This is a genomic window from Cyanobium sp. Tous-M-B4 (assembly GCF_024345395.1).
Lineage (GTDB): Bacteria > Cyanobacteriota > Cyanobacteriia > PCC-6307 > Cyanobiaceae > Cyanobium_A.
In genome coordinates this window covers 155,826-179,086 of sequence record NZ_JAGQBA010000004.1, presented here as the reverse complement: position 1 = coordinate 179,086, position 23,261 = coordinate 155,826, and the positions used below count along the sequence as shown (strand labels likewise).

At 61.3% G+C, this 23,261-nt stretch carries 21 protein-coding genes; 14 read left to right on the top strand and 7 right to left on the bottom strand.

Going from position 1 to position 23,261, the window contains the following annotated elements:
- Positions 1–7: 7 nt before the first annotated feature.
- From KBY73_RS09390 to KBY73_RS09380, 3 genes are read right to left on the bottom strand one after another with little or no spacing between them, the layout of a single operon-like run.
- Positions 8–2,173 carry a transglycosylase domain-containing protein gene (locus KBY73_RS09390; RefSeq protein ID WP_254936823.1) on the bottom strand — a complete coding sequence of 722 codons (2,166 nt, stop codon included), beginning with the start codon at positions 2,171–2,173 and terminating at the stop codon, positions 8–10.
- Positions 2,154–2,621 carry a signal peptidase II gene (lspA, locus tag KBY73_RS09385; protein WP_254936822.1) on the bottom strand — a complete coding sequence of 156 codons (468 nt, stop codon included), beginning with the start codon at positions 2,619–2,621 and terminating at the stop codon, positions 2,154–2,156. Before lspA ends, KBY73_RS09390 begins: the two co-directional genes overlap by 20 nt.
- Positions 2,618–3,193, bottom strand: a complete 576-nt coding sequence (locus KBY73_RS09380; RefSeq protein WP_254936821.1) for a biotin transporter BioY — start codon at positions 3,191–3,193, stop codon at positions 2,618–2,620. The genes lspA and KBY73_RS09380 overlap by 4 nt, the downstream gene beginning before the upstream one ends.
- Positions 3,194–3,271: 78 nt before the next feature.
- Between KBY73_RS09380 and KBY73_RS09375 the strand changes: the two genes are divergently transcribed.
- Positions 3,272–3,523, top strand: a complete 252-nt coding sequence (locus tag KBY73_RS09375; protein ID WP_254936820.1) for an NAD(P)H dehydrogenase assembly family protein — start codon at positions 3,272–3,274, stop codon at positions 3,521–3,523.
- A gap of 21 nt (positions 3,524–3,544) precedes the next feature.
- Here the strand turns inward: KBY73_RS09375 and KBY73_RS09370 are convergent, their stop codons facing one another.
- Together KBY73_RS09370 and KBY73_RS09365 are read right to left on the bottom strand one after the other, a co-directional pair.
- Positions 3,545–4,843, bottom strand: coding sequence for a pitrilysin family protein (locus tag KBY73_RS09370; RefSeq protein WP_254936819.1), 1,299 nt, complete (start codon positions 4,841–4,843; stop codon positions 3,545–3,547).
- Entirely contained in the window at positions 4,840–6,108 is a 1,269-nt protein-coding gene (locus KBY73_RS09365) for a pitrilysin family protein (RefSeq protein WP_254936818.1), read from the bottom strand. The genes KBY73_RS09370 and KBY73_RS09365 overlap by 4 nt, the downstream gene beginning before the upstream one ends.
- A gap of 49 nt (positions 6,109–6,157) precedes the next feature.
- Here KBY73_RS09365 and KBY73_RS09360 point away from each other — a divergent pair, with 49 nt between their 5' ends.
- The 10 genes from KBY73_RS09360 to recG all read left to right on the top strand — a co-directional run bounded on the left by KBY73_RS09360 (position 6,158) and on the right by recG (position 16,133).
- Complete coding sequence (locus KBY73_RS09360; protein ID WP_396096898.1) at positions 6,158–6,937, top strand: phycocyanobilin:ferredoxin oxidoreductase; 780 nt, start codon at positions 6,158–6,160, stop codon at positions 6,935–6,937.
- Positions 6,934–7,869, top strand: a complete 936-nt coding sequence (locus tag KBY73_RS09355; RefSeq protein ID WP_254936817.1) for an HlyD family efflux transporter periplasmic adaptor subunit — start codon at positions 6,934–6,936, stop codon at positions 7,867–7,869. Before KBY73_RS09360 ends, KBY73_RS09355 begins: the two co-directional genes overlap by 4 nt.
- A complete protein-coding gene (gene devC, locus KBY73_RS09350) occupies positions 7,869–9,041 on the top strand; it encodes an ABC transporter permease DevC (RefSeq protein ID WP_254936816.1) in 1,173 nt (390 codons plus the stop codon). Before KBY73_RS09355 ends, devC begins: the two co-directional genes overlap by 1 nt.
- On the top strand, positions 9,041–9,733 hold the full coding sequence (locus KBY73_RS09345; RefSeq protein WP_254936815.1) for a DevA family ABC transporter ATP-binding protein: 693 nt from the start codon (positions 9,041–9,043) through the stop codon (positions 9,731–9,733). Before devC ends, KBY73_RS09345 begins: the two co-directional genes overlap by 1 nt.
- Before the next feature lie 35 nt (positions 9,734–9,768).
- On the top strand, positions 9,769–9,924 hold the full coding sequence (locus KBY73_RS09340; protein ID WP_011129965.1) for a hypothetical protein: 156 nt from the start codon (positions 9,769–9,771) through the stop codon (positions 9,922–9,924).
- A gap of 76 nt (positions 9,925–10,000) precedes the next feature.
- Complete coding sequence (locus tag KBY73_RS09335; protein ID WP_254936814.1) at positions 10,001–10,954, top strand: glycosyltransferase family 2 protein; 954 nt, start codon at positions 10,001–10,003, stop codon at positions 10,952–10,954.
- 142 nt (positions 10,955–11,096) lie between these two features.
- Positions 11,097–11,810 carry a 30S ribosomal protein S2 gene (gene rpsB / locus KBY73_RS09330; RefSeq protein WP_254936813.1) on the top strand — a complete coding sequence of 238 codons (714 nt, stop codon included), beginning with the start codon at positions 11,097–11,099 and terminating at the stop codon, positions 11,808–11,810.
- Positions 11,811–11,863: 53 nt separating this feature from the next.
- Positions 11,864–12,523: a translation elongation factor Ts gene (gene tsf / locus KBY73_RS09325; protein ID WP_254936812.1), complete on the top strand. Its 660-nt coding sequence runs from the start codon at positions 11,864–11,866 to the stop codon at positions 12,521–12,523.
- An 11-nt stretch (positions 12,524–12,534) separates the two neighbouring features.
- The gene (locus KBY73_RS09320; protein WP_254936811.1) at positions 12,535–13,674 is read left to right on the top strand and encodes a hypothetical protein; all 1,140 of its coding nucleotides are present in this window, start codon (positions 12,535–12,537) and stop codon (positions 13,672–13,674) included.
- Positions 13,623–16,133 (top strand): ATP-dependent DNA helicase RecG, encoded by a 2,511-nt coding sequence (gene recG, locus KBY73_RS09315; protein ID WP_254936810.1) that lies wholly within the window; start codon positions 13,623–13,625, stop codon positions 16,131–16,133. Before KBY73_RS09320 ends, recG begins: the two co-directional genes overlap by 52 nt.
- A gap of 53 nt (positions 16,134–16,186) precedes the next feature.
- Here recG and KBY73_RS09310 read toward each other — a convergent pair whose 3' ends face one another.
- Complete coding sequence (locus KBY73_RS09310) at positions 16,187–17,179, bottom strand: sigma-70 family RNA polymerase sigma factor (RefSeq protein WP_254936809.1); 993 nt, start codon at positions 17,177–17,179, stop codon at positions 16,187–16,189.
- A gap of 117 nt (positions 17,180–17,296) precedes the next feature.
- On the opposite strand from KBY73_RS09310, the gene KBY73_RS09305 reads away from it, so the two are divergent.
- Entirely contained in the window at positions 17,297–18,019 is a 723-nt protein-coding gene (locus tag KBY73_RS09305; protein ID WP_254936808.1) for a M15 family metallopeptidase, read from the top strand.
- 25 nt (positions 18,020–18,044) lie between these two features.
- On the opposite strand, the gene sir is transcribed toward KBY73_RS09305, so the two are convergent.
- Positions 18,045–19,781, bottom strand: a complete 1,737-nt coding sequence (gene sir / locus KBY73_RS09300; protein ID WP_254936807.1) for a sulfite reductase, ferredoxin dependent — start codon at positions 19,779–19,781, stop codon at positions 18,045–18,047.
- 82 nt (positions 19,782–19,863) lie between these two features.
- Between sir and glyS the strand changes: the two genes are divergently transcribed.
- A complete protein-coding gene (gene glyS / locus KBY73_RS09295) occupies positions 19,864–22,029 on the top strand; it encodes a glycine--tRNA ligase subunit beta (protein ID WP_254936806.1) in 2,166 nt (721 codons plus the stop codon).
- A 277-nt stretch (positions 22,030–22,306) separates the two neighbouring features.
- Positions 22,307–23,251 carry a fatty acid desaturase gene (locus KBY73_RS09290; protein WP_254936805.1) on the top strand — a complete coding sequence of 315 codons (945 nt, stop codon included), beginning with the start codon at positions 22,307–22,309 and terminating at the stop codon, positions 23,249–23,251.
- The last annotated feature ends 10 nt before the right edge of the window (positions 23,252–23,261 follow it).

The following is a 23,261-nucleotide window of genomic DNA, read 5'->3' as shown; positions in this document are numbered from 1 at the left end:
TCAGGCATCAGGGTCGGGCTGCTCGGATGATCTCGCTCCACAGTCCTGCAGCCAAGGCGCTGCTGGCGCGGCTGGGGCTGTTGTCGTCATTACCCAACCAGATACCCACCACCCAATGGCGCTGGGGTTCATAGCCGACAAAGAGCAAATCGCGGCTGTCATTGGTTGTGCCGGTTTTGCCACCCTCCTGGCCGCCAAGACTGGCCATCTGGCCCGTACCCCGCTGCACCACGGCCCGCAGCAACTGCTGCATGGCGCGGGCCGTCGCCTCGCTGCTGACCCGGCGTCCCGCCTGGGATGTTGTGGGGACGTTGGCCTGGCGGCACTGGCTTGATGACTGGCCGTTACATGCCTCTCCATCGGTAAGGCGCCGAATTGTGCTGGGGGAGTGCCAAACGCCACCGTTGGCGATTGCCGCGTAGGCAGCTGTGAGCTCCAGCAGGGTTACCTCGCTCTGGCCGAGGGCCAATCCGGGCACGGCCGCAAGGGGGCTGGTGAAGCCAAGATCGCGAGCTTTCTGCACCAGTGCATCAAGCCCTACCCGCTGGGCCAGACGCAGCGCTGCCGTGTTGCTGCTGATAGCGAAGGCAGATACCAGGCTCAAATTGCCACCACAACCGCTGCTGAAGCTCTGACCGCGCCAGCGCAATGGCGAGCAGCTGATTGGATCACTGGGCTTACCGCCCCGCTCGAGAGCGACCAAATAGGGAATCAGCTTGAAGGTGCTGCCGGGCTGGCGCAGGGCCATCGTGGCCCGATTGAACTGGCTTTGGCGGTAGTCACGACCGCCGGCAAGGGCAAGGATGCCGCCGGTGCGTGAATCGAGCACCACTACGGCCCCTTCGCCTACCCCCAGCGTCTTGCTGGCGCTAAGTCGTTGGCGCAGCAACCGCTCCACCTGCTCCTGCAGGTTGCGATCCAAATAGGTATCGATCAGGAAATTACCCTCGGCAGCCACCTCTGCCCCCACCAGCTGATCGAGGTCGCGGCCCACCTGGTCTGAATAAAAGGGGACTCCGCGAAGAGAGCTGCTACTGCGGCAGGCCTGGGGCGAAAGCCGGATTGGGCTGCGGCGCCCGCTGCGGGCCTGGTCGGCACTGATGCGGCCCGTATCTCCCATCTTGCTGAGCACGGCATTGCGGGAGCTCAGGGCCGCCTGGGGATCGAAACACGGGTCGTAGCCATTGGGTGAGGGAAGCAGGCCCACCAGTAGGGCGGCCTCCTCAAGCTTCAGGTCGCTGGCGGGCTTACCGAAATAGTGGCGGGAGGCATCCTCAAAACCCCAGCCAACGCCTAGATAAACTCGGTTGAGGTAGCTCAGTAGCAAATCCCGCTTGCTGAAACGGGCCTCGAGCTGTAGCGCCACCAGCAGCTCACGCCACTTGCGGCCAAGGGTTTCACCTTGTCCCACCTGATCGGGGTACAAGCTGCGGGCCAGTTGCTGGGTGAGAGTGCTGCCGCCCTCCAGCACCCTTCCTCCGAGCACGTTGGTAACAAGGGCTCGGCCCGTACCAACTGGGTCGACGCCTGGATGCCACCAGAAGCGGCTGTCTTCACTAGCAAGCAGGGCATCGATCAACACCCGGGGATAGCCCTGCAAGGCTTTGAGCTCCCGATGCTCCTTGGCCTGGGCAGTTGCGATTGCTTTGCCCTGCCGGTCGTAGAGCACCAGCGGCCCCCGCACCGTGGCGAGGCTGCCGCGAATCGGCACCTGGAGGCCAGAGATGGCCTGCAGGCCAAGGCCGCCTAGGGCCGCCGCCGCAAGCATCAGGCTCGTTGCCCGCAGCAACCTTTGCAGCTGGGGCAGGGGACGGATCTGAAAATCGAGCTCGGGCAGTCCCGCCTCCTGGCTGGGGCCGAAGCGCAGGCTGTCGCCGTCGCGAAGCAGCAACTGCTGCACCCGCCGGCCCTGCCACCACAGGCCATTGGTTGAGCTGTCGTCGCTGAGCAACCAGTGGGATCCGCGCCGCTCCAGCAGGGCGTGCTGGCGGCTGACCGCCGGATGATCAACGCAAATTTGGCAGTCGTTGTCGCGCCCGATGCGATAGGTACCCGGGTGCAGGGGCACCAGGCGCGAGGCTTGGCCCGGTAGATGCACCTGGAGTTGGGCTTGGCCTGGCTGGCTGAACCGCTGCCAACGGCGGCCTAGGGCTTCAAACGCCTGCTTGACCATGGTTACCCAGCAGGTCGATGGCGAAGCAAAGCACCGCCAGGTTGATGGCCACATCGGCCAGGTTGAACACCGGGAAGGAAACCGGCACCAGGGCTAAAAAATCCACCACAAAGCCAAGGCGCCAGCGATCGAGCCCGTTGCCGAGGGCTCCCCCCAGCAGCAGCCCTACCCCAAGGCTCCGGATGAGGTTCAACTGACCCTGCCTCTGAATCCAGACAGCCACACCAATAGAGACCAGAAGGCTCACCAGGCCGAGTAACTGGGGGTTGCCACTGAAGAGGCTGAAGGCCGCTCCGGTGTTGCGGACAAGCTGCAGGGAAAGGAGCCCCGGCAGAAAAGTTGAATTGCTTCCTAGCGGCAGATTGGCAACGGCTAGAGCCTTGCTGAGCTGGTCAAGCAGCAACACCATGGCAGCGCTGGCGTAGGCGAGGTTGCGCAGCCGTCTCATGACTCCACCAGCAGCAGACGGCGCAGCAGCAGGGCCATCAGAGCTACGGCGCAGCAGAGGAGCAACTGGGGTAGCAAGGGCGCCAGGCTGTAGCTGAACAGCAGGATTCCAAGATTTGGTCCCCAGCGGCCAGCCAGTGCTCCCAGCAATAGGTTGGCTATGCCGCAGATCTGAAGGACGCCCAGCCCGACCACTGCGGCGCCAAACAAACCCAGTAGGTCGTCCATGCCCTGCTGGCGCACGAGCTTGCCGGTGAGCCAGGCGGCCGGGATGAAGCCAGCTAGATAACCAAAGCCAGGATCCAAAAGGTAGGCGGCACCGCCCCCGCCCTGAAACACCGGCAGTTGGAACAGGCCCAGGCTCAGGTAAGCAACTGCTGCGAGCATGCCGCTGCGGGGGCCGCAGACCAAGGCGGTGAGCAGCAGGGCCGGCACCTGGAGGGTGATGGGCAGGGTCGTGAGGTTCCAGCCCCCACTGGCGGCCGGAAGCGGGGCGGCGGCCTGAATCAGCCCGCCCACCAAGATCAGCAGCAGACCGGCGATTGCGCCGCTCCAGGTGGCTAGGGCCCTCAACTGATCACGTCGTTTCTGCTTGCCATTTTGGGGGGTCGTGCCAATGGGGCCGCTAACTTCGAGGTATCAAGAGACGCTATGGACGAGCCCCTAGGAGCCGAGTCGTTGGAGCCACTGCCTTTTGCCGTGGGCGATGCGGTGCAGCTGAAGGGCCGGCCCAACTACTTAAAAACAGCTGATCCAATGCCGATGTTGCGTCCCCCAGACCTGGTGGACAGCGATGAGCAAGGCCAGGTGTTGGCCATTAAGGCGCGCAATCAACTGGCAGTTCGCTTTCGTCGCGGCACCTTTTTGCTGGAAGCCGACCAACTAAAAGCTGCCGCGCCTTAATCAGGCACTGGGCACTAGCTATCAGGCCCTGAGATCGTGGCGTTGCCAGGCTTGTTCTGCGGCTGCAAGGGCTGGCGCTGGACCACAGATGCTGAGGGCGGGAGCCGAAAGCCTGCGGCGAGCTGCCGCCAGCAGGGTGCCGGCATCCAGTTGCTGGGCCCGCTCCAGGCTGTCCTCCACGTAGCTCCAACCCAGGCCATGACCCAGCACCAGCGCCTGACGATCGGCGATCTGGCCGCAGGTCTGGCGCCCCATGGCGTCCTGGCCACGGTATTTGGCCTTGGCCAAAGCGAGCTCAGGCGCGCTCAAGGGCTGATCTAGAACCCTTTGCCACTCCTCCAGCAGAGCAGTGGTGGCCTCCTCTGCCCGCTCAGCGGAAGTGGAGAGGTGCCAGATGAAGGGAGTGGCGCCGCGCCGCGCCGGCATGTGGACCCCAACGTCGTAGGCCAAGCCGCGCTCCTCCCTCATAGTCACGAAAAGACGGCTGGACATGCCCATGCCCAGGTGGGCCTGAAGCAGCCTCAGGGCCAGCCCGTCCGGATCACCCAGGGGCACGGTCGCCGTACCCAGCATCAGTACCAGTTGCTCAGTGTCCTGCTCCAAGCAGGCAAAGCGATCCAGCCCGGAGGCTGCGCCGGGGCCGGCACCGGGGCTTGGCGAGGCCGTATTCCAAGGGCACTGATTCAGCAGGGGATTGAGCAGCTGGGGCAGTTCGTCATCCAGATCACCGCAGGCCACCAAAAGGGCGCCGTTCTGGCCGAGATCAGGCACCAACGCCCCTATCTGCTCCGTGTGCAGGGCGGCTAATTCCCCATCTACACCAAGGGGATCGTGGCCATAGGGTCCATCGCCATAGAGCATGTGGCGCAACTGGTCGTGGGCTAGCTGGAACGGATCTTCCCGCTGGCGCTGAAGGCTCTGGAGGTTCAGGTCCCGCTCGAGCTCGAGTTGGTCGGGATTGAGCCAGGGCTGCCTGGCCATTGTCAGCAACAGGGGCAGCAGCTCGCTCGTGTCGCTGCTGGCGCACTTGAGGCTGATCACCAGGCAGTCTTCGGCGGCTTCAGCGCGCAGGGCAGCCCCGCGACCCTCCACCAGGTCGGCCAAGGCTTCAGGCCCGTAGCTGCCGCAACCGCGGGTCATTAAGCCGGCCAGCAATTGACCAGCCCCGCGCTGGCCAGGCAGATCCTCACTGCTGCCTCCCCGTATCCACAGCCGGCAGGCCACGATCGCCGGTCCAGGCCGGCGCTGCCAGATCAGAGGTAGGCCGCCCTCAAGGCTGGTGTGCTGCCAGTTGGCCGTGGCTGGATGGGTGCTGCTCATGCCGGCACCGCCTCGAGAACGCAGGCCCGGCTGGGATCAAGCAGGGGAACGGCCTGCTGCAGCAATTCCGACGCACTCCAGCAACCGATCTCTTCGAGCGGCAGTTCCAGCCTGTGTTGGCGCCCCCAGAGACGGTTACTGCCGATCAAGCCCGCCACACCGCCTGCGGCTTCTAAACCAAAGCGGTAGCCGTTTGCCACAAGACGCTGGGCCCGCTGCCATTCCGCCTCAGCCATCCCCTCCTGCACCAGCTCGCACCAGACCGCATCAATCGCTTTGCGGACGGAGGCCAGCTCGTCCGTTTCGCAGATCGCCTCCAGCAGGGCAAAGCTGCCGAACTCCATTACGTGCAGATCGAGATCGATACTTTCCACGATGCGCAGTTGCTCGCGCAGCCTCTCCACTAAGCGGCTGCGGCGCCCCTCTGCCAGCACGGTTGTGAGCAGGTCTGCACCCATCACGTCGTGCAATTGAGAGGCTGGAGGCAAACCCCAAAGCATCAGTAGGCGTGCCGATTCCAGCCGCGGCACTTCGATCCGGTGCTCCCCTGGCTGCACCAGAAGGGCTTGCCGGCTGCGGGGCTCCTCCACCAGCGGCAATTGGGCCAGGCCACTGGCGGCGATGCGTTCGGCCAAGGGCTCGAGCTCGAAGGCGCCGCCCATAGCCAGCACGCAGCGGTTGGAACCATAAAGACGCCGATGGAAAGCGGCCATGGCATCAGGTGTCTGCTCGAGCAGCAGCTCGCGCTGGCCCAGGATCGGTTGGCCGTAGGCGTGCTTTGGGCAGCCAAGGCGAAGTAGCTGCTGCAGAGCGATTTCATCGGGCTGATCTTCGCTTTGGGCCAGCTCTTCGAGCACCACCTGCCTCTCCATGTCGAAGGCTGCGACATCGAGGCGGGGATGCAGCACCAGATCGAGCAATAGGTCGAGGGCGTCTGCAGCCGCCTCCGGTGGGATCAAAACGTGGTAATGAACGTCGTCGAAGCCGGTTGCGGCATTGCTGTTGCCACCCATCGCCTCGATGCGAAGGTCGAATTCACCAGGCCCCAGCCGCTCACTGCCCTTGAACACCATATGTTCAAGAAAATGGGCCATGCCGCTTTCCGCAGCGTATTCAAAAACGCTGCCTGCCCGGCACCAAAAATCGAGGCAGACCAGCGGCGAGTCGGGCAAGGACAGGCTGACCACGGTGGCGCCGTTGGCCAGAAGTTGATCGCTGGGATTAGCCAGGCCTGGCAGCAGGGGCTGGGAAGGGGCCAGGGGCAAGGCTCAGATGCGTGGCAGGATCTGCATTCTGCTGGCTGCACCTCCTGTCGTGAGTTCCGCCCCCGCTTCGTCTCAGAGTCGCGACGCTTCCCCCGAGGGCTCCGGCGCCGAAAGCGGTGCGATTCACCCCCTGATGGACGCCCTAGCGGCGCGGATTCGTACGTTCTGGCAAGGCCTGCCCGAATTGGAAGCGTTTGCGGTCTCTGCTGATCTCGAAGCCATCAGTGGCAGCCTCGATGGCGAATCTCTGTTCATACGCAACGAGCTGCGTCGCTGCCTAGGACTGCGCAAACTGCACCTGGAAACCGCTCGCCTTGGCGCGGGATTGCAGATTTTGCACTGCGTACTCTTCCCAGATCCCCGCTTCGACCTGCCTGTTTTTGGGGCAGACATCGTGGCCGGCCCAGCCGGGGTCTCTGCCGCCATCGTCGACCTCTCGCCAGTTTGCGGCGAGCTACCAGCCGGCATCGCCGAGGCTCTTGCTGCCAGGCCCCGCAGCAGCTTTGAACAGGAACGGGAGCTGCCGGGGTGGGGGTCAATTTTTTCGCCCTACGTTCGTTTTGTGAGACCCACGAACGCCGCTGAGGAGGCCGCGTTTCTCGACGAGGTAAGCGGCTTTCTCGATGTGCTGGCTTCGGCCATAGCCGCCAGTGAGCCTCAGGCACCAACGCACCCAGCTACGGTTGGTAGATGGCAGGGTCAGCTCCGGTATTGCAAGCAACAGAAACAAAACGACAAGACTCGCCGGGTGCTGGAGAAGGCCTTCAACCCGGAGTGGGCAGACCGTTACATCGAGGAGTTGTTGTTCGACGATCCGCCGGCACCGTGAAGCGCGCTTTGCTCGGTGTTAACAGGCTTTGGTGGCTTGGCGGCGGGGTCCTGGTGGTGGTTTTGGCAGTCGCCCTGGTTCGCCAGCAGCGAACCCCTGCCGTCAAAGCACCCGTGGTTGCTGCAACTCCCCGTAATCAGGAAGCGGTGGCAGCGCTCGGACGGCTTGAGCCGGCAGGTGATGTGCGCTTGCTGGCGGCCCCCATCAGCGGCATCGGTGGCAGCCCCAGGATCTCCGAGCTTTTGGTGGAGGAAGGCGACCGCGTCAGCAGTGGCCAGCTGCTGGCCCGTTTTGACACAGCGCCCACCCTGGTGGCCCAACAACGGCTAATTGAGGCACGACTTCGCAACCTTGACACCAGATTGGCTGTACAAACCCGCGACGTCCGTCGCTACCGCCAACTGAGTCGTTCCGGAGCCATACCCAGCGGTGAGCTGGACAATCGCGAGACGGACCTGCTCAAGCTTCAGGGGGATCGCAACGAAGCATGGGCTGAACGCGAGAAACTCAAAGCTGAGTTGCTGCTTACCGAACTACGGGCGCCCATGGCTGGCACCGTGCTCAAGCTCCACGCCCGAGTTGGCGAGCGCCCGACTGAAACAGGCGTACTTGAGCTCGGCGCCAGCAACCGCATGCAGGCATTGGTTGAGGTTTACGAAAGTGACATCGACCGAGTGCGCCTTGGCCAGGGCGTCTCTTTGATCAGCGAAAACGGCGGTTATCAAGGCACGCTTACAGGCGAGGTGATTCGGATCAGTCCCCAGGTGCGGCAGCGTTCAGTGCTTTCAACTGACCCCACCGGAGACGCGGATGCCAGGGTTGTGGAGGTGCGGGTGGCTCTAGATCCTGCTGATAGCCAGCGAGTGCGTGATCTCACGGGCTTAAAGGTGATTGCGCGCCTCGCTGCCACCAGGGCGCCTGTGCAGCCCTGATGCTTGGCCGTATCTGGCAGGGCCGCCGCATTCCCCTTGCCTGGCTGCTGTTGACTCGCCAGCCCGTGCGCCTGGCTGTCGCCCTGGCTGGCATCGCCTTCGCCGGCATTTTGATGTTTATGCAGCTGGGATTTAGGGACGGCCTGTTTGACGCCAGTGTCACTATCCACCGCCTCTTTGACACCGACCTGGTGTTAATCAGCCCCCGTTCCAGCAGCTCGGTGAGCATGGCCGGCTTTCCCCGCCGCCGTCTGGTGCAGGCCATGGCAGATCCAGATGTGCAGGGGATTACTCCGGTTCACTGGAATTTGCTGCTTTGGCGCAACCCGGACACCAAGGCAACCCGCTCAATCCTCACCCTGGGCTTTGAACCTGCCGATCCCCTGTTCACCGACCCCAGCCTCGCGCCTAAGGCAAAGCTTTTGCAGGATCGGGGCCGAGTGCTGTTTGATGAGCTCTCCAGGCCAGAGTTTGGGCCTGTAGCCGAATGGTTTCGCGGCGGACGCACCGTCGAAAGCGAGATCAATGGCAAAAAAGTAAGGGTGGCCGGCCTGGTGGGGCTCGGCACCTCCTTTGGCGCTGATGGCAATCTGCTCACGAGCCAGGAGACCTATCTCCAGCTACTGCCAAATACTCCTCCAGGCAGCATTGAGGTGGGTCTAATCCGCTTGCGAGCTGGGGCCGATGCCGATGCGGTGGTCGAGAGGCTGAAGCGGGATTTACCCGATGACGTCAGCGTGCTGACCAAAGCAGGCTTTATCGCTTTTGAGCAGAACTACTGGAGATCCAGCACCTCGATCGGTTTCATCTTCACCCTTGGTGCTGCCATGGGCTTTGTGGTGGGCTGCGTAATCGTCTACCAGATTTTGTATTCCGACGTCAGCGATCATCTGCCGGAATATGCCACCTTGATGGCGATGGGCTACCGGCTCCCCACCCTGCTTGGGGTGGTGGCTAGGGAGGGGATGCTGCTGGCTGTGTTCGGCTATCTGCCTGCCTACGCCGCCGGCCAGGGTCTCTATCTACTGGTGCGCAACGCCACCCAGCTACCGGTATCAATGAACCTGACCCGGGCGCTGACCGTGTTCATCATGATTTTGGTGATGTGTATGGGCTCGGCAACCTTGGCGATGCGGCGCCTTGGTGACGCCGACCCCGCGGAGATTTTCTGATGGCTGCGATGGTGCGCCTGGATGGCTTGAGGCACTCATTTGGCAGTGGCGTCAATCGCCGCCAGGTGCTCCAGGACATCAGCCTTTGCGTTGATCCCGGTGAGGTGGTGCTACTTACCGGTCCCTCCGGCTGCGGCAAAACAACCCTCTTGACACTGATTGGAGCTCTGCGCCAGGTGCAGGAGGGCTCGGTCCAGGTGTTTGGCGAAGAGCTCAGGGGAGCAAGTCGGACCGCCCGGCTCAAATTGCGCCGCAGGATCGGCATGATCATTCAGGGCCACAACCTGCTCAGGTGCCTTACGGCAGAGCAAAACGTACAGATGGGTGCAGACTTGCTGCAAGGGCTCAGTTATCGAGCCCGTAGGGATAGATCTCGGGAATGGTTGCGGGCCGTGGGGTTGAGCGACCATCTCGGCAAGCTGCCCCATGATCTCTCCGGTGGGCAGAAGCAAAGGGTTTCGATCGCTAGGGCTCTAGCCGCCAGGCCCCAGCTCCTATTGGCCGATGAGCCCACGGCATCGCTGGATTCCCGTACCGGCCGTGAGGTGGTCGAGCTGCTTAAGGGGCTAGCTAAAGACCAGGGATGCGGTGTGTTGATGGTGACCCACGACCCTCGGATTCTTGATGTGGCAGACCGACTTGTGCAGATGGAGGACGGTCAGTTGAGCAACGGCGCCTTCGCAATTGAGTAAGGTGGAAATTCGCATCTCTCCAACACGCCGCTCGCATGGCTAAGCGCAGGAATCTCAAGAAGGAAAAGCAAGAGCGCAATCGCTCCTACGCGCGCAAATTCAAGAAGCGCAAGCTGCGCAACGACGGCCGCGGTGAAGGCGCCGGCAATGGTGTGACGGGCACAGCCAACAACGGTGGCGCCGCCGACTGATCAGTGCAGCCCTTGCATCGCTGAGGGGATCCGGAGGGATCCCCTTTTTGCTGTTTAGACCCTCGCGGCGACCCCGATGTTCCTCAGCGTCGTCATCCCCACCTACAACCGCTTGCCGATCCTGCAGAAGTGCCTGCTGGCCCTAGAGGACCAGGATCCCTCAGCAGAGATCACGGGCTACGAGGTTGTGCTGGTCGACGATGGCTCAACCGATGCCACCGTTAGCTGGCTGCGGCAGCACAACGTGCAGCTGCCGCACCTGCGACTGATCGAGCAGGAGCACGGTGGTCCTGCTGAGGGCCGCAATCGGGGTGTGGAGGCAGCCCGTGGCGACGTGGTCGTTTTCATCGACAGCGACTTGGTGGTCACCCCCAGCTTTCTGCGCAGCCACGCTGCAGCCCTAGAGCGCGAGTGGCAGCGGCGCGGCAACCGCCGCTGTTTCACCTATGGGGCCGTCATAAACACGGCAAATTTCCAGGATCCCTGCAGCGAACCACACAAGCTTCAGGATTATTCCTTTGCCTATTTCGCCACCGGCAACGTGGCGATTGATCGACAGCTGCTTGAGCAGGCCGGCCTGTTTGACACGAGCTTCCGTTTGTATGGCTGGGAAGACCTGGAGCTCGGCGAACGACTGCGGCGGCTTGGAGTTGGCCTGGTGCGCTGCCCGGAGGCCGTTGGCTATCACTGGCATCCGGCCCTGAATTTGGATCAGATCCCCGACTTGATTCGGGTGGAGAGGGAGCGAGCAAAAATGGGACTGGTCTTCTACCAAAAGCACCCCACCCGGCGGGTGAGGCTGATAATTCAGTTCACTTGGCTGCATCGCCTGCTCTGGGAGGCGCTCACCCTGGGCGGCCTGCTCAACGAACGCAGCCTGCGTCCCCTGCTGGCCTGGTTGATCCGCAGCGGCCATCCCGGTGTGGCCATGGAGCTGCTGCGAGTGCCTCTCAACCGCCTGGGAGTGCGGGCTCTGTTTGCAGAAGCCCAAGCACTCAAGGGCCCAGGTCCAGCCCCTAGCCCTATTTGATAAGGTGCCTAAGTACAAATCACACCGCACACCTGCGTGTTTCGGGTGATCCGAGCAGCAATGCCCGTCGGCCCTTCTGGTCGTATGGGTTGTTCTGGATCCCTGGCAGGTGGAGGCAAACCCGAAACCCCAACCCGAAATTATGGCTGTTGTAACTCTTGCCGAGATGATGGAGGCGGGTGCCCACTTTGGGCACCAAACGCGCCGTTGGAACCCCAAGATGTCGCGCTACATCTACTGCGCGCGTAACGGCGTTCACATCATTGATTTGGTGCAGACCGCCGTCTGCATGAACAACGCCTACAAGTGGACCCGCAGCGCGGCCCGCAGTGGCAAGCGCTTTCTGTTTGTTGGCACCAAGAAGCAGGCGTCTGAAGTAATTGCGATTGAGGCCACCCGTTGCGGCGCCTCCTACGTCAACCAGCGCTGGCTGGGCGGCATGCTCACCAACTGGACCACAATGCGTGCTCGCATCGATCGGCTCAAGGATCTGGAGCGCATGGAAAGTTCGGGCGCCATCGCGATGCGACCCAAAAAGGAGGCTGCTGTGCTGCGCCGTGAACTTGAGCGCCTGCAGAAGTATCTCGGTGGTTTGAAGAACATGCGCCGCCTGCCCGACGTAGTCGTGCTGGTCGATCAGCGCCGTGAAACCAACGCTGTCCTGGAAGCTCGCAAGCTTGATATTCCCTTGGTGTCCATGCTCGACACCAACTGTGATCCCGACCTCTGCGACGTGCCGATCCCCTGCAACGACGACGCCGTTCGTTCCGTGCAGCTGGTGCTTGGCCGCCTTGCCGATGCCATCAACGAAGGCCGCCACGGAGCTCAAGATCAGGGCCGCGACGACGAGGGCTGATCCCCTTCCCCCTTATCGTTTCACCATTAGTACCCCGTACCCCATACCAACCCATGGCTGAGATTTCGGCAAAGCTAGTTAAAGAACTGCGCGATAAAACCGGCGCAGGAATGATGGATTGCAAGAAGGCGCTCTCCGAATGTGGTGGCGATGCCACCAAAGCCACCGAATGGTTGCGCCAGAAGGGCATTGCGACCGCTGAGAAAAAGGCTGGACGCACCGCCGCTGAAGGTGCAGTGGGCAGCTACATCCACACCGGCGCTCGTGTGGGCGTGCTGGTTGAGGTCAACTGCGAAACCGACTTCGTAGCCCGTGGCGACGTTTTCCAGGAATTGCTGCGCAATGTGGCCATGCAGATCGCTGCCTGTCCTGGTGTGGAATACGTAAGTATCGATCAGATTCCTGCTGAGGTTTCAGAGCGCGAAAAGTCCATCGAGATGGGTCGTGATGATCTCGAGGGCAAACCCGAGCAGATGAAGGTCAAAATCGTTGAGGGCCGAATTGGCAAGCGCCTCAAGGAACTGGCCCTGCTTGATCAGCCTTTCATCAAAGACAGCGCTGTCACCGTGGCGGAGATGGTGAAGCAGGTGGCCGGCAAGGTGGGCGAAAACATCCAGGTGCGTCGCTTCACCCGCTTCACCCTTGGTGAGGGCATTGAGGTGGAGAAATCTGATTTCGCTGCCGAAGTGGCAGCCATGAGCCAGACGGCCTGATCAGCAAGCCAGTGACCCCATTGGAGGCTGCCCATCAGCAGCTTGAGGATCTGGAATCCCAGCTGGGGGCCTCCAACCCCCAGCTCTATCGCCACTTGGCTCTCTATCTCCAGGTGCTTAGAGACGGCCTGTTGAACAGTGTTCAACAGGCTTGTTTTCATGTTGCGACCCAAGTGCATCCTGATCGTTACAGCGATCTGGATAGCAACAAGCGCCGGGTGCTGCATCGGCGCATCCGCAACCTGGTGCAGCGGGCTAGCAGCATGCTCACAGTTGAGCAGACCGCCCACCTAGCCGCTCAGATAGCCAGCGAACACAACAAGCAACGCAGCCGCCAGCGCAGCAGGCTGCTGGCGGCCATTGGAGGAGACGACTCTGAATCAGAGCAATCAGAGCAGCTCGAGCAACCTGAGGAGACTCCAGCACGGGGATCAATCAACCTTGGAATGGCCCTGCCCGTTGGAGCTGACTTCCTCAACCACTCCAGCTTCACCCTCCGGTCCGCGGTTGAGCTGGCGGAGCCCGATCGCAATAACCCAGGGGAGGAGATCGAGGCAGCCGACGAGCAGCAGGAAGAGGCAGATGGCCAGCAAGACCATGAGGTGACGATGCGGGCCATGGCTGAAGCCTTCAGCGATTGGTTGGTGGAGCCGTCCAACCGGACTCCAACACCATGGGAAGGGGGGCGCTTACCTTCAGACCCTGCGCTGCTGCTCGCCTGGATCGGCGGCTTTGAGCAGGCTCTCAGCCGCCGCCTACGCAATCTCTCCCATGCTCTCAACGTTGAGCTAATGCGGCTGGGGATAACGACAACCCTGTTGCCAGTCAGCCTGCTTGATGCTGCCCTTACAGCACAGTTGGAGAGCCTGGAAGCTCCAGCGAATCTGCTGCGCTTGCCCCTGCCCTTCGGCCCGGAGCCATCAGCCGGTCGCCTTGTAGCCATAGCGGTGCTGCTCCGGCCTGCTGACCTGGAGCATTCCCTGCCCAAATTGCACACCTGTCGTACTCGGATCCAGCAGCACCGCCAGGAGGTGCGCAGAATGGCTCAGCACTATCGCCGTCTCAGGCGGCGGGTTCAGGCGTTAGAGGCGGAACAGCTGTGGCTGCAGGACATCAACCCAGCCCAGAGCCTGCCGAGCTGCCCGGACTAGAAGCCTGGCTGCGGGCTCTGCAGCAGGCCCTGCAGGTGGAAGCCGACCGGGGATTTATCGACCTAAAGGGCCGTCAAACCTGTTTCAGCAGCTTTGTGGTGCAGCAATTGCAGCTGCGGCCGCCGAATCTGCCTGCCGAACCCCTGCAGCGCTTACTTGATCTTTCAGCTGGTTTTCAGGCCTATGGCGAGTTGCAGTTAGCCAGGCGCCAGAGCCTGGTGCGAACGGCTAGGGAAAGGCTGCATGCCCTGCGCCAGGCCCAGCAGCCAGTGCTGGCGGTGGCACCACCCCGGCTGCGGCTGGTATCAAACTCAACAGTCGCCGGCAAGGCCCCCAATTCAGCCAGCCTCAACGCCGATACGCCCCTCTCGGAAGTTCGCGGGGTTGGCCCCAAGACCGCCAGCCGTTTAGCCCAGCTCGGCTTACTGCTGGTGCGCGACCTGGTGCACTACTACCCGCGTGACTATCTCGACTACGCCAATCTCGTGCGGATCAACGGGCTCAAACCGGGAACCACCGCCACGATTGTGGCGACGGTGCGCCGCAGCCATGCCTTTGCCAGCCCGCGCAATCCCAACCTTTCGATTCTCGAACTTCACCTAGTCGATTGCACAGGGCGAATCAAGGTGAGTCGCTTTTTTGCCGGGCAGCGCTTTTCCAGTCCCGGTTGGCTGCAATCCCAGCAACGCCTGTTTCCAGTTGGAGCCACTGTTGCGGTCAGTGGTCTGGTCAAGGAAACCCCCTATGGGCCGGCGTTTCAGGATCCGTTGATGGAGGTGTTGGAGTCGCCCCAGGCACCGGTGCGCTCCGAAACGATTGGCAGGCTCCTGCCTGTTTACGGGCTCACTGAAGGATTGGGTGCAGACCGGCTGCGCCAGGTGGTCGAAGCCGTGATTCCCTTGGTGAGTAGCTGGCCCGATCCCCTGCCTGAGGCCCTGCGTCGCAGCCAGAAGCTGATGGGCCGCTCTGAAGCGCTTACCCAGATCCATGGGCCCAGCAGCCAGGAGCAGCTGCAGGCAAGCCGCCGCCGCCTGGTGTTTGATGAGTTTTTGCTGCTGCAGTTGGGCCTGGCCCAACGGCGCCGCCAACTGAGCCAGAGACCAGCCCCACCCCTGGCCTTGCCACCGGGGGGCGAGGGCCTAGTGCAGCAATTTTTGTCCATCTTGCCCTTTGGTCTTACCGGTGCCCAGCAAAGGGTGCTGGCTGAGATCCGCGCCGATCTGGCCCGCCCCCAGCCCATGGCCCGCTTGGTGCAAGGGGATGTGGGCAGTGGCAAAACCGTGGTTGCCCTGGCGTCCCTACTCACTGCGATCGAGGCTGGCTGCCAAGGGGCCCTGATGGCACCTACCGAGGTGCTGGCCGAACAGCACTACCGCAAGCTGGCGGAGTGGCTGCCCCAGCTACACGTCACCTCAGCTCTTCTCACTGGCTCCACCCCAGCCCCGCGACGGCGGCAGCTGCTGCAGGATCTAGTCAACGGTCAGCTGCAACTGCTGGTGGGCACCCACGCTCTGCTGGAGGACCCAGTGCAGTTCGATCGGCTGGGGTTGGTTGTAGTTGATGAACAGCACCGCTTCGGGGTGCGCCAGCGCAATCGCTTACTGGCCAAAGGGCTTCAGCCCCACCTGCTGACGATGACGGCTACGCCAATTCCTCGCACTCTGGCTCTGTCTCTTCATGGCGATCTGGATGTCAGCCAGATCGACGAATTACCTCCAGGACGTCAGCCAATCCGCACCAGCATGATCAAAAGCAGTCAGCGCCAGCTGAGCTATGAGCTGATCCGCGAGCAGGTGGCCCTTGGCCAGCGGGCCTATGTGGTGTTGCCGCTAGTGGAGGAGTCGGAGAAGCTCGAGCTGCGCTCGGCTGTGGAGGTGCATCGCCAGCTAAGTGAGGAGGAGTTTCCGGATTTAGCGGTGGGGCTATTGCATGGCCGGTTAAGCAGCGCTGAAAAGCAAGCTGCCATCAGCGCCTTCGCCAGTGGGCAAACCCAGGTGCTTGTAAGCACCACCGTGGTGGAGGTGGGCGTTGATGTGCCTGAGGCCAGCGTGATGGTGATTGAGCATGCAGAACGCTTCGGCCTTGCCCAGTTGCACCAGCTGCGGGGTCGAGTGGGGCGGGGAGCTGCCGCCTCCTACTGCCTATTGATCAACGACAGCAACAACGTGCTGGCCCGCCAGCGCTTGGAGGTACTGGTGCGCACCAGCGATGGCTTTGAAATAGCCGAAATGGATCTGCGCCTGCGGGGGCCAGGCCAGGTGCTGGGTACACGTCAGAGCGGCCTGCCGGATTTGGCCTTAGCGAGTCTCACCGAGGATGGCACTGTGCTCGAAGAAGCCCGCGACGTCGCCCGCATGATAACAGCTGCTGATCCTGAATTAAAGCAGCATCAGGGCCTTGCCCATGCTTTAGCTGAGCAGCGTCGCCGCCAGATGGATCAAGCGGCCCGGCTTAACTAACCAGGCTTAACTAAGCACGAAAACGCCCCAACATCAGGTGGCGTGCTGCCTACCTAGGCGGATAAGTAGTCGGAAACCTGCCCTGATAAATCCCGCATGGAAGCTACAGCCCGACGCTCTAGCCCGCGGGCAGTATCACGGGTGATGCCAAGTTCGCGGGCCACGGCTGACAAACTCAAAGCCGTCTCCTGGTCGATGCCGTAACGCATCTTTAGCAATTGGGCTTCCTGTTCAGGCAGCTGATCCAGCAGCTTTCGTATATTACTCTTAAGGCAATTCTCAAGTGCTAGCTGATCTGGTTGCACACCATCGCAGGCTACTTTGTCAAGCAGATTGATGGCTTCACCTTCAGGAGTGGTGTAGTCGAAGCTGAGTGGCTGCACAGCTCGAAACATCAGCTCTTCTACGTCCAATTCAGACATACCTGCGGCTGAAGCCAGCTCATGCAGCCTGGGCGGACGGCCTAATAGCTGGGTCAACTCCCGCTGGCAGCGTTTGAGTTTGCTGAGGGCAGCTGTGATTGGTGCTGGTAGGCGAATCGTGCGGCTCTTGTTTTTGATTGCTTGGGTGATGCCCTCCCGAATCCACCAGTAGGCGTAGGTAGAAAACTTATATCCACGACTGGGATCAAATTTTTCAACGCCTCGCACCAGTCCAATCGTGCCCTCCTGGATCAGATCTGCCAGCTCAAAGCTGCTGTTGGTGTAGTTCTTGGCGATTGACACCACTAAGCGCAGGTTCGCAGACACCATTCTTTCCTTGGCCTGCCTACCCTCCCGGATCGTGGCTTGAAGCTCATCTATTTCTAGATCGGCAGCAACAGCCAGCTGCTGGTCATTAGGGGCAAGCCCGCCAGCCCTCAAGGTGAGCTCCTCGCGAACCTCATCGAGGGCGACCAGTTGTTGAACCTGGCGCCCAAGGGTGATCTCCTGCTCGGCGCTCAACAGCGGCACCCTGCTGATGTCGCGCATATAGGAGCGCAACAAATCTCGGCCATGGCTGCCATCTAGGGGGTGATCGCCGCTCAAAACGAAGCGAGTGGGCATGGGCGAGGGCTGGTTAATCGTCAGAGTTTCGAAACCTTAAGGGCTGGATACCCTGATCCGCCGGCCACCTCTGGCTTTGCTGCCAAGTTTGAATGGAAAAGCCTGCCTGCAGCTCCCTTGCGCCCCTGGAACTCCATTCCGATTGCTGAGGTTGATGAGCCGCTGCAGGAAATTCCAACGGCCTTGCTGCGGCTCGAACCCCATCCGTACGCGTCCCTGGGTGCCCCCTATGGGCCTAATGCTTCCCCATTTCGGTTGCGGCAGGGAGTGGTCACCCGTCTGCTGCAAGCCCAGCAGGCGCTGCAAAAGGAGCAGCCTGGCTGGAGATTGGCGATTTTTGATGCCTGGAGGCCCGTGGCCGTGCAGCGCTTCATGGTGCGCCACTCCCTTGTGGCCGAGTGCGGCCGAATCGGCATCAACCCCGATCATCCCTCCCCAGAACGAGATCGGGCAGAGGCTGCCGTGGGCCGCTTCTGGGCCCCTCCCAGCGATGATCCGGCCACACCGCCACCCCATAGCACCGGAGGTGCCGTGGATCTCACCCTGGCTGATGCTGGCGGCGAGGCCCTGGCGATGGGGGGAGAGATCGATGCAATTGGCAGGGTTTCCGAACCCTTATTTCATCAAGCTGCCGCCTTGGCTGATTCCTGCAGCCCTGCTGCTGTCTGGCACCAGCGGCGCCAGTTGCTGGCCAAGGTGATGGCTGGAGCAGGTTTTGAGCAGCACCCCAATGAATGGTGGCACTTCAGCTGGGGTGATCAGCTCTGGGCCTGGCGTAGCAGCGCCAGGGAGGCCTGTTATGGACGAGTAGGGGATTCAGCCAGTTCCCGGCTCAGCTGATCTGGCGTAGGCATGCCGGCCCAGCTCACCCAGCCCCTGCTTCCAGCATTTGCTGCACAGAGTCACGGCCACTCTTGACGACAAAATCGCCAAAACTGCGGCGGCCACCGGCACTCTGCCAAGCCTTCAGCAGCGGTTCGAGAGTGGTTTCTAGATCCTCCAACGGCATCTTCTCTAGGTAGGGCTCCGCTAATCGGCTGAGGTTGGGGGTGCCCCCCAACCACAACTGATATTGGTCGACACCACTGCCAACCAGGCCGATCTCAGCCATGTAGGGACGGGCGCAGCCGTTGGGGCAGCCGGTGATACGCACTAGCACCGATCGGGAAATCTCCAGGCGCTGCAGTTGGGCTTCCAGCCGCTCCAGCACGCTTGGCAGGATGCGCTCAGCTTCCGTAACAGCAAGACCACATAGGGGCAGGGCAGGACAGGCCAGAGCGTGGCGCTGGAGCGGTGCAGGTGCTTCCGGTGCGTCCATACCAAGCCCTGAGAGGGCAGCGCGGATGGTGGAGCGCTGGGCGGTGCCGATGTTGCAGAGCAGCAGATCCTGGTTGGGGGTGAGTCGCACCTCAAGCTTGTAGGTATCGACCAGTTGACGTAAACCACTCTTGAGCTCACCGGAAAGGCGTCCGCACAGCACCGGCAGGCCCACAAACCAGAGGCCACGGCTCTGGCGATGCCAGCCGAGGTAATCCTCGAGTTTGGTTTTTGGCTCTAGCCGCATCGCCTTGATCGGGTGGGCGAAGTAGCGCTCCTGGAGCTCCTGACGAAACCAATTGACACCCCGGTCATGGATCAGATACTTCATTCGGGCATGGCGCCGTTGCTCCCGGTCGCCATGGTCCCGCTGTAGGGCCACGATCGCCTGAAGTAGTTCCAGCACGTGCCCATAGGCCACATAGCCGAGGCGGTCTGCTGTACGAGCGAAGGTCTCCTCCTTGTTGTGGGTGCGGCCCATGCCACCACCTACGTAAACGTTGCAGCCGAGGGGGCTGCCTTGGGGGTCACAGAACAGCACCAAGCCGATGTCCTGGGTCAGAAGGTCCACCGAGTTGTCGCCGGGAACGGTGACGGCAACCTTGAATTTTCGGGGCAGGTAGGTGCTGCCATAGAGCGGTTCGGCCTCATCACCGCTGAAGACAGCACCCTGCTGCTGCAGCGCTTTGATTTTGGCAACCGCCGGGCTGGGCTTGATCCTGTAGCTGAGTTCACCGTCAACCCAGAGGTCGAGGTAGGAACCCTCAGCCGCCTGGGGGGCAAGCAAATCAGCGATGTCATCGGCAAGCTTGCGGGCTGCCGGGTAAGCCCCCTTTTCAAATGGGGCTGCCGGGGCCATCACATTGCGGTTGATATCGCCACAGGCCGAAAGGGTCGAGCCCAGCTCGCGCACGATCGTGCCAATCACCTCTTTGAGGTTCTCCTTTCTGACGCCATGCATTTGAAATGCCTGGCGAGTAGTAACCCGCAGGCTGCCGTTACCTAGCCGGTCGGCAAGCTCGTCTATGGCCAGATAGAGGGAGCCAGGGACCCGGCCACCGGGATTGCGCAACCGCAGCATCATCTGCCAGTCCTTTTCAGCGCCCTTGCGCCGGTTTTCGCGGTTGTCCTGCTGGTAGCTGCCGTGAAACTTCAGGATCTGGACAGCAGCTTCGGTGAAATTGAGGGAGTCGTTGCCGAGCTCCGTCAGCAAGGGCTCTTTCAGGTGGCCACTACTGGCCTTGAGCTGCTCAAATTTGGAGGCGGCCGGCTTGACTTCGGGCATCAGGTCCTTGGCACAACGCTCGGCACGCCACTGAAGTTAGCGAACAGCGTTCAATACAGTCGTCTTGTGTTGCCCTGCCGCCGTGTCGACTTTTTTGCTCGAAATCGGCACTGAGGAACTTCCGGCCGATTTTGCGCGGCTAGCCCTGCCCCAGCTGGAGCAGCTGGTGCGCCGCGATCTGGCCACCTTGAGGCTCAGTCACGAGCGCATTGACTGCACAAGTACGCCCCGTCGGTTGGTGGTCAGGGTGACAGGGATGCCGCATCGTCAGCCAGATCTGGAGGAGGAGCGCAAGGGTCCTCCCCAGGCCCAGGCACTCAAGGACGGTCAACCGACGACTGCAGCCCTTGGCTTTGCGAAACGCTGTGGCGTTGCTCCCGAGGCCCTGGAAATTCGTGACACGCCTAAGGGTCCATTTTTATTTGCCAGCTGCCTCGAACCAGGGCAGCCCACCACCGATGTGCTGGCAACCCAGGTTCCCCTTTGGATTGAGGCCCTGCAGGGACGCCGCTTCATGCGCTGGGGGGAGGGGGAGAGTCGCTTCTCCAGGCCAGTGCGGTGGCTTGTGGCCCTGCTGGATAGCGAGCTGGTGCCCGTAAGCCTCGCGGGCAGTGATCCGGTAGTGACAGCGGGTAGGGAGAGCCGGGGCCATCGCCTGCATCGGGCCAGTGTGACCATCCCTAGCGCCGAGGCCCATACCGATCTGCTGGCCGCAGCCGGGGTGGAGGTTGATCGCGATTGCCGTGGAGCCCTGATCCGCAGCGCTGTTGAAGCTGCAGCCTCAACCCACAACGCCGATGCCGATCTGCCAGAGACGCTCTTCCAGGAACTGATTGACCTGGTCGAGTCACCCAACTTGCTGGAGGGTCAGTTCGACGAGCACTACTTAGGCCTGCCAGCCGAGGTACTCAGCACCGTGATGCGCTCACACCAACGCTATGTGCCTTTATTTGCAAAGGGCCACAACCTTGACCCCCTGGCTCTTGATGCCCGAGGCAGCTTGCTGCCACGCTTCTTGTGCGTCAGCAACGCCCTGCCCGCAGCCGCTGCCAGCGTGGCGCGTGGCAACGAGCGAGTGCTGAAGGCTCGACTTGCCGACGCTGAATTTTTTGTAAGGGCTGACCGCAATGTGGCCAGTATTGATCGCAGGTCTCAGCTAGAGCGTGTCACCTTCGCTGAGGGCTTGGGTTCCCTGCTCGATCGCACTGAGCGGCTCGAATGGTGCACAGACGTCCTACTTGAGCAGCTTTCGCTCTCGTCCAGCTGTGGCAGCCATGCCCGTCGGGCGGCCCATCTCTGCAAACACGACCTTGTTAGCCAGATGGTGGGTGAATTCCCAGAGCTGCAGGGGGCAATGGGGGGCAAGTACCTGGTGGCAGAGGGAGAGCCCTATCAGGTCGGCCTAGCAGTGCTGGAGCACTACTTACCCCGTGGTGCGGGCGACGCCCCGCCCAGCTCCGATGCAGGAGCTGTTGTCGCCTTAGCTGAGCGCCTGGAGTTGCTCTTAAGCATCTACGCCAAGGGCGAACGTCCTACCGGCTCCTCTGATCCCTACGCCCTGCGACGCGCGGGCCAAGGCCTACTGCAGATTTTGTGGGAGAAGGGCTGGCGCCTGGATCTGCTCGCCCTGTTGCAGCGCTCATGTCAGCACTGGGCTGAACTGCTGCCCCACTTCGCCGTTGATGCGGAAAGATTAAATATCGAGCTAGCCGACTTCCTGCGCCAGCGACTGGTGAGCCTGCTTGAGGAAGGTGGGATGGATGTCGACCTAGTGCAAGCGGTGGCTGGCCAAACGGGTGATCAAGGGCGGGTACTGTCCGATCCAGAGGATGCACGACAACGAGTTGCTCTGCTTATGGAGTTGCGCAGCTCGGGTCAGTTGGCAGCGGTGCAGGCTGTGGTTACCCGCGCGGCGCGACTTGCAAACCAGGGCGATCTACCAAGCGGCGTGCTCAGTGCCGAGGTAGTAGTCGATCCTGATCTGTTTGAAAAAAGCAGTGAGGCAGCCATGTTGGCGGTGCTTAACAAGCTAGGTCCCATCGCCACCAGCAGCGCCAACGATCGCTACCGCAACTTGGCTAGCGGACTTTCGGCTGGCGCCCCAGCCTTGGCAGCCTTCTTTGATGGCGAGCAGAGCGTGATGGTGATGGCTGAAGATGGAGCGGTACGCAGAAACCGTCTCAATTTGCTGGGGGTGCTGCGCAATCAAGCTTCCGTGTTGGCGGACTTCAATCGCATTATGGGATGAAATTCCCATAGAATGTTGTCCTGTTATTGAAAAAAATGCCTGTTCACATTGAGGGTAGTTATTGAGTTTACTTCCATCGCCACAGGTCCCGTCGCCAAAGGCTCCCTCGCAGCCGATATCCCCTCGCCGCAGGGATTTTCAGCTCGAAGCCTTCCGCCAAGGCGATGACCGCATCGCCAGCTGGCAGCTAATAAATACCTTCATTCCGACAGCCCTGCTTTGGGCATCCATACCAACGCTGGCTGCCGCCGGGCCGAGCCGGCTACTGCTGCTGCCAGTGCTGCTGCTACTAGTCCTGTTTTCGGCACGCTCATTCGCGCTAATGCACGATTGCGGCCACGAATCGCTCTTCAAAACTCGCTGGTTAAACAGGCCCGTTGGTTTTCTTCTGGGTTGCTTAAATGCAATCCCCCAGCATCCCTGGTCCCGCGGCCACGCTTTTCACCACAAACACAACGGCAACTGGGATCGCTACCGGGGCCCCTCTGCGCTGCTGACCCTGAGCGACTACTTAGCCCTATCACCACGCCAACGCTGGTTTTATGGACTTAGTCGCCACCCTCTGATGCTGTTTCCAGGTGGTTGCTACTACCTACTGATTCGGCCAAGACTTGAGCTTGTGCTCGGTGTAGCTGAATGGCTGGCAGCTATGGCGTCCCACTTAGGCCAAAAGGGACTAGCTGGCCTTGCCGAGCTGCCAGAGCTGAGCAGTAATTTTCGCTCCAGCCATTGGTATACATCGGCTGAGTGCATAGATCTGTTTGCCAATAATCTGGTTGTACTCACTAGTTGGTGGCTAATGGGATCATGGCTTGGCCACGGCCTGTTTTGGAGCTGCTATCTATTTGTGATGACTTTATCGGCAGCATTATTTCTCTGCATCTTTTTCGTTCAACACAATTTTGCAGATTCCTATGCCAGTGGCAGCGAAGGGTGGGACTATCAGCGTGGCGCCCTAAAGGGTAGTAGTAATTTGGAAATGCCAGCAATTCTAAATTGGTTTTGGGCAGACATTTCTTTCCACAGTATTCATCACCTCTGCGAAAGAATTCCTAATTACCGCCTGCAGGCATGCCACGAAGCAAATTCAGCGCTACTGGCGGAATGTCCACGATTAAGCCTTAAAGATTTTCCCAGCAGCTTTAGGTATGTACTGTGGAACTCAGACGCAAAAAAATTGCTCACACTGGCAGAAGCTAATGTGAGCGCCATAAATTCCTAGGCCAACTAGC

Excerpts from the sequence above, each read along its gene's own strand:
- KBY73_RS09335 (WP_254936814.1), top strand. The coding sequence starts at position 10,001 with ATGTTCCTCAGCGTCGTCATCCCCACCTACAACCGCTTGCCGATCCTG.
- rpsB (WP_254936813.1), top strand. The coding sequence starts at position 11,097 with ATGGCTGTTGTAACTCTTGCCGAGATGATGGAGGCGGGTGCCCACTTT.
- sir (WP_254936807.1), bottom strand. The coding sequence starts at position 19,781 with ATGCCCGAAGTCAAGCCGGCCGCCTCCAAATTTGAGCAGCTCAAGGCC.
- lspA (WP_254936822.1), bottom strand. The coding sequence starts at position 2,621 with ATGAGACGGCTGCGCAACCTCGCCTACGCCAGCGCTGCCATGGTGTTG.
- KBY73_RS09310 (WP_254936809.1), bottom strand. The coding sequence starts at position 17,179 with ATGCCCACTCGCTTCGTTTTGAGCGGCGATCACCCCCTAGATGGCAGC.
- KBY73_RS09370 (WP_254936819.1), bottom strand. The coding sequence starts at position 4,843 with ATGAGCAGCACCCATCCAGCCACGGCCAACTGGCAGCACACCAGCCTT.
- KBY73_RS09340 (WP_011129965.1), top strand. The coding sequence starts at position 9,769 with ATGGCTAAGCGCAGGAATCTCAAGAAGGAAAAGCAAGAGCGCAATCGC.
- KBY73_RS09390 (WP_254936823.1), bottom strand. The coding sequence starts at position 2,173 with ATGGTCAAGCAGGCGTTTGAAGCCCTAGGCCGCCGTTGGCAGCGGTTC.
- KBY73_RS09345 (WP_254936815.1), top strand. The coding sequence starts at position 9,041 with ATGGCTGCGATGGTGCGCCTGGATGGCTTGAGGCACTCATTTGGCAGT.
- tsf (WP_254936812.1), top strand. The coding sequence starts at position 11,864 with ATGGCTGAGATTTCGGCAAAGCTAGTTAAAGAACTGCGCGATAAAACC.
- devC (WP_254936816.1), top strand. The coding sequence starts at position 7,869 with ATGCTTGGCCGTATCTGGCAGGGCCGCCGCATTCCCCTTGCCTGGCTG.
- KBY73_RS09375 (WP_254936820.1), top strand. The coding sequence starts at position 3,272 with ATGGACGAGCCCCTAGGAGCCGAGTCGTTGGAGCCACTGCCTTTTGCC.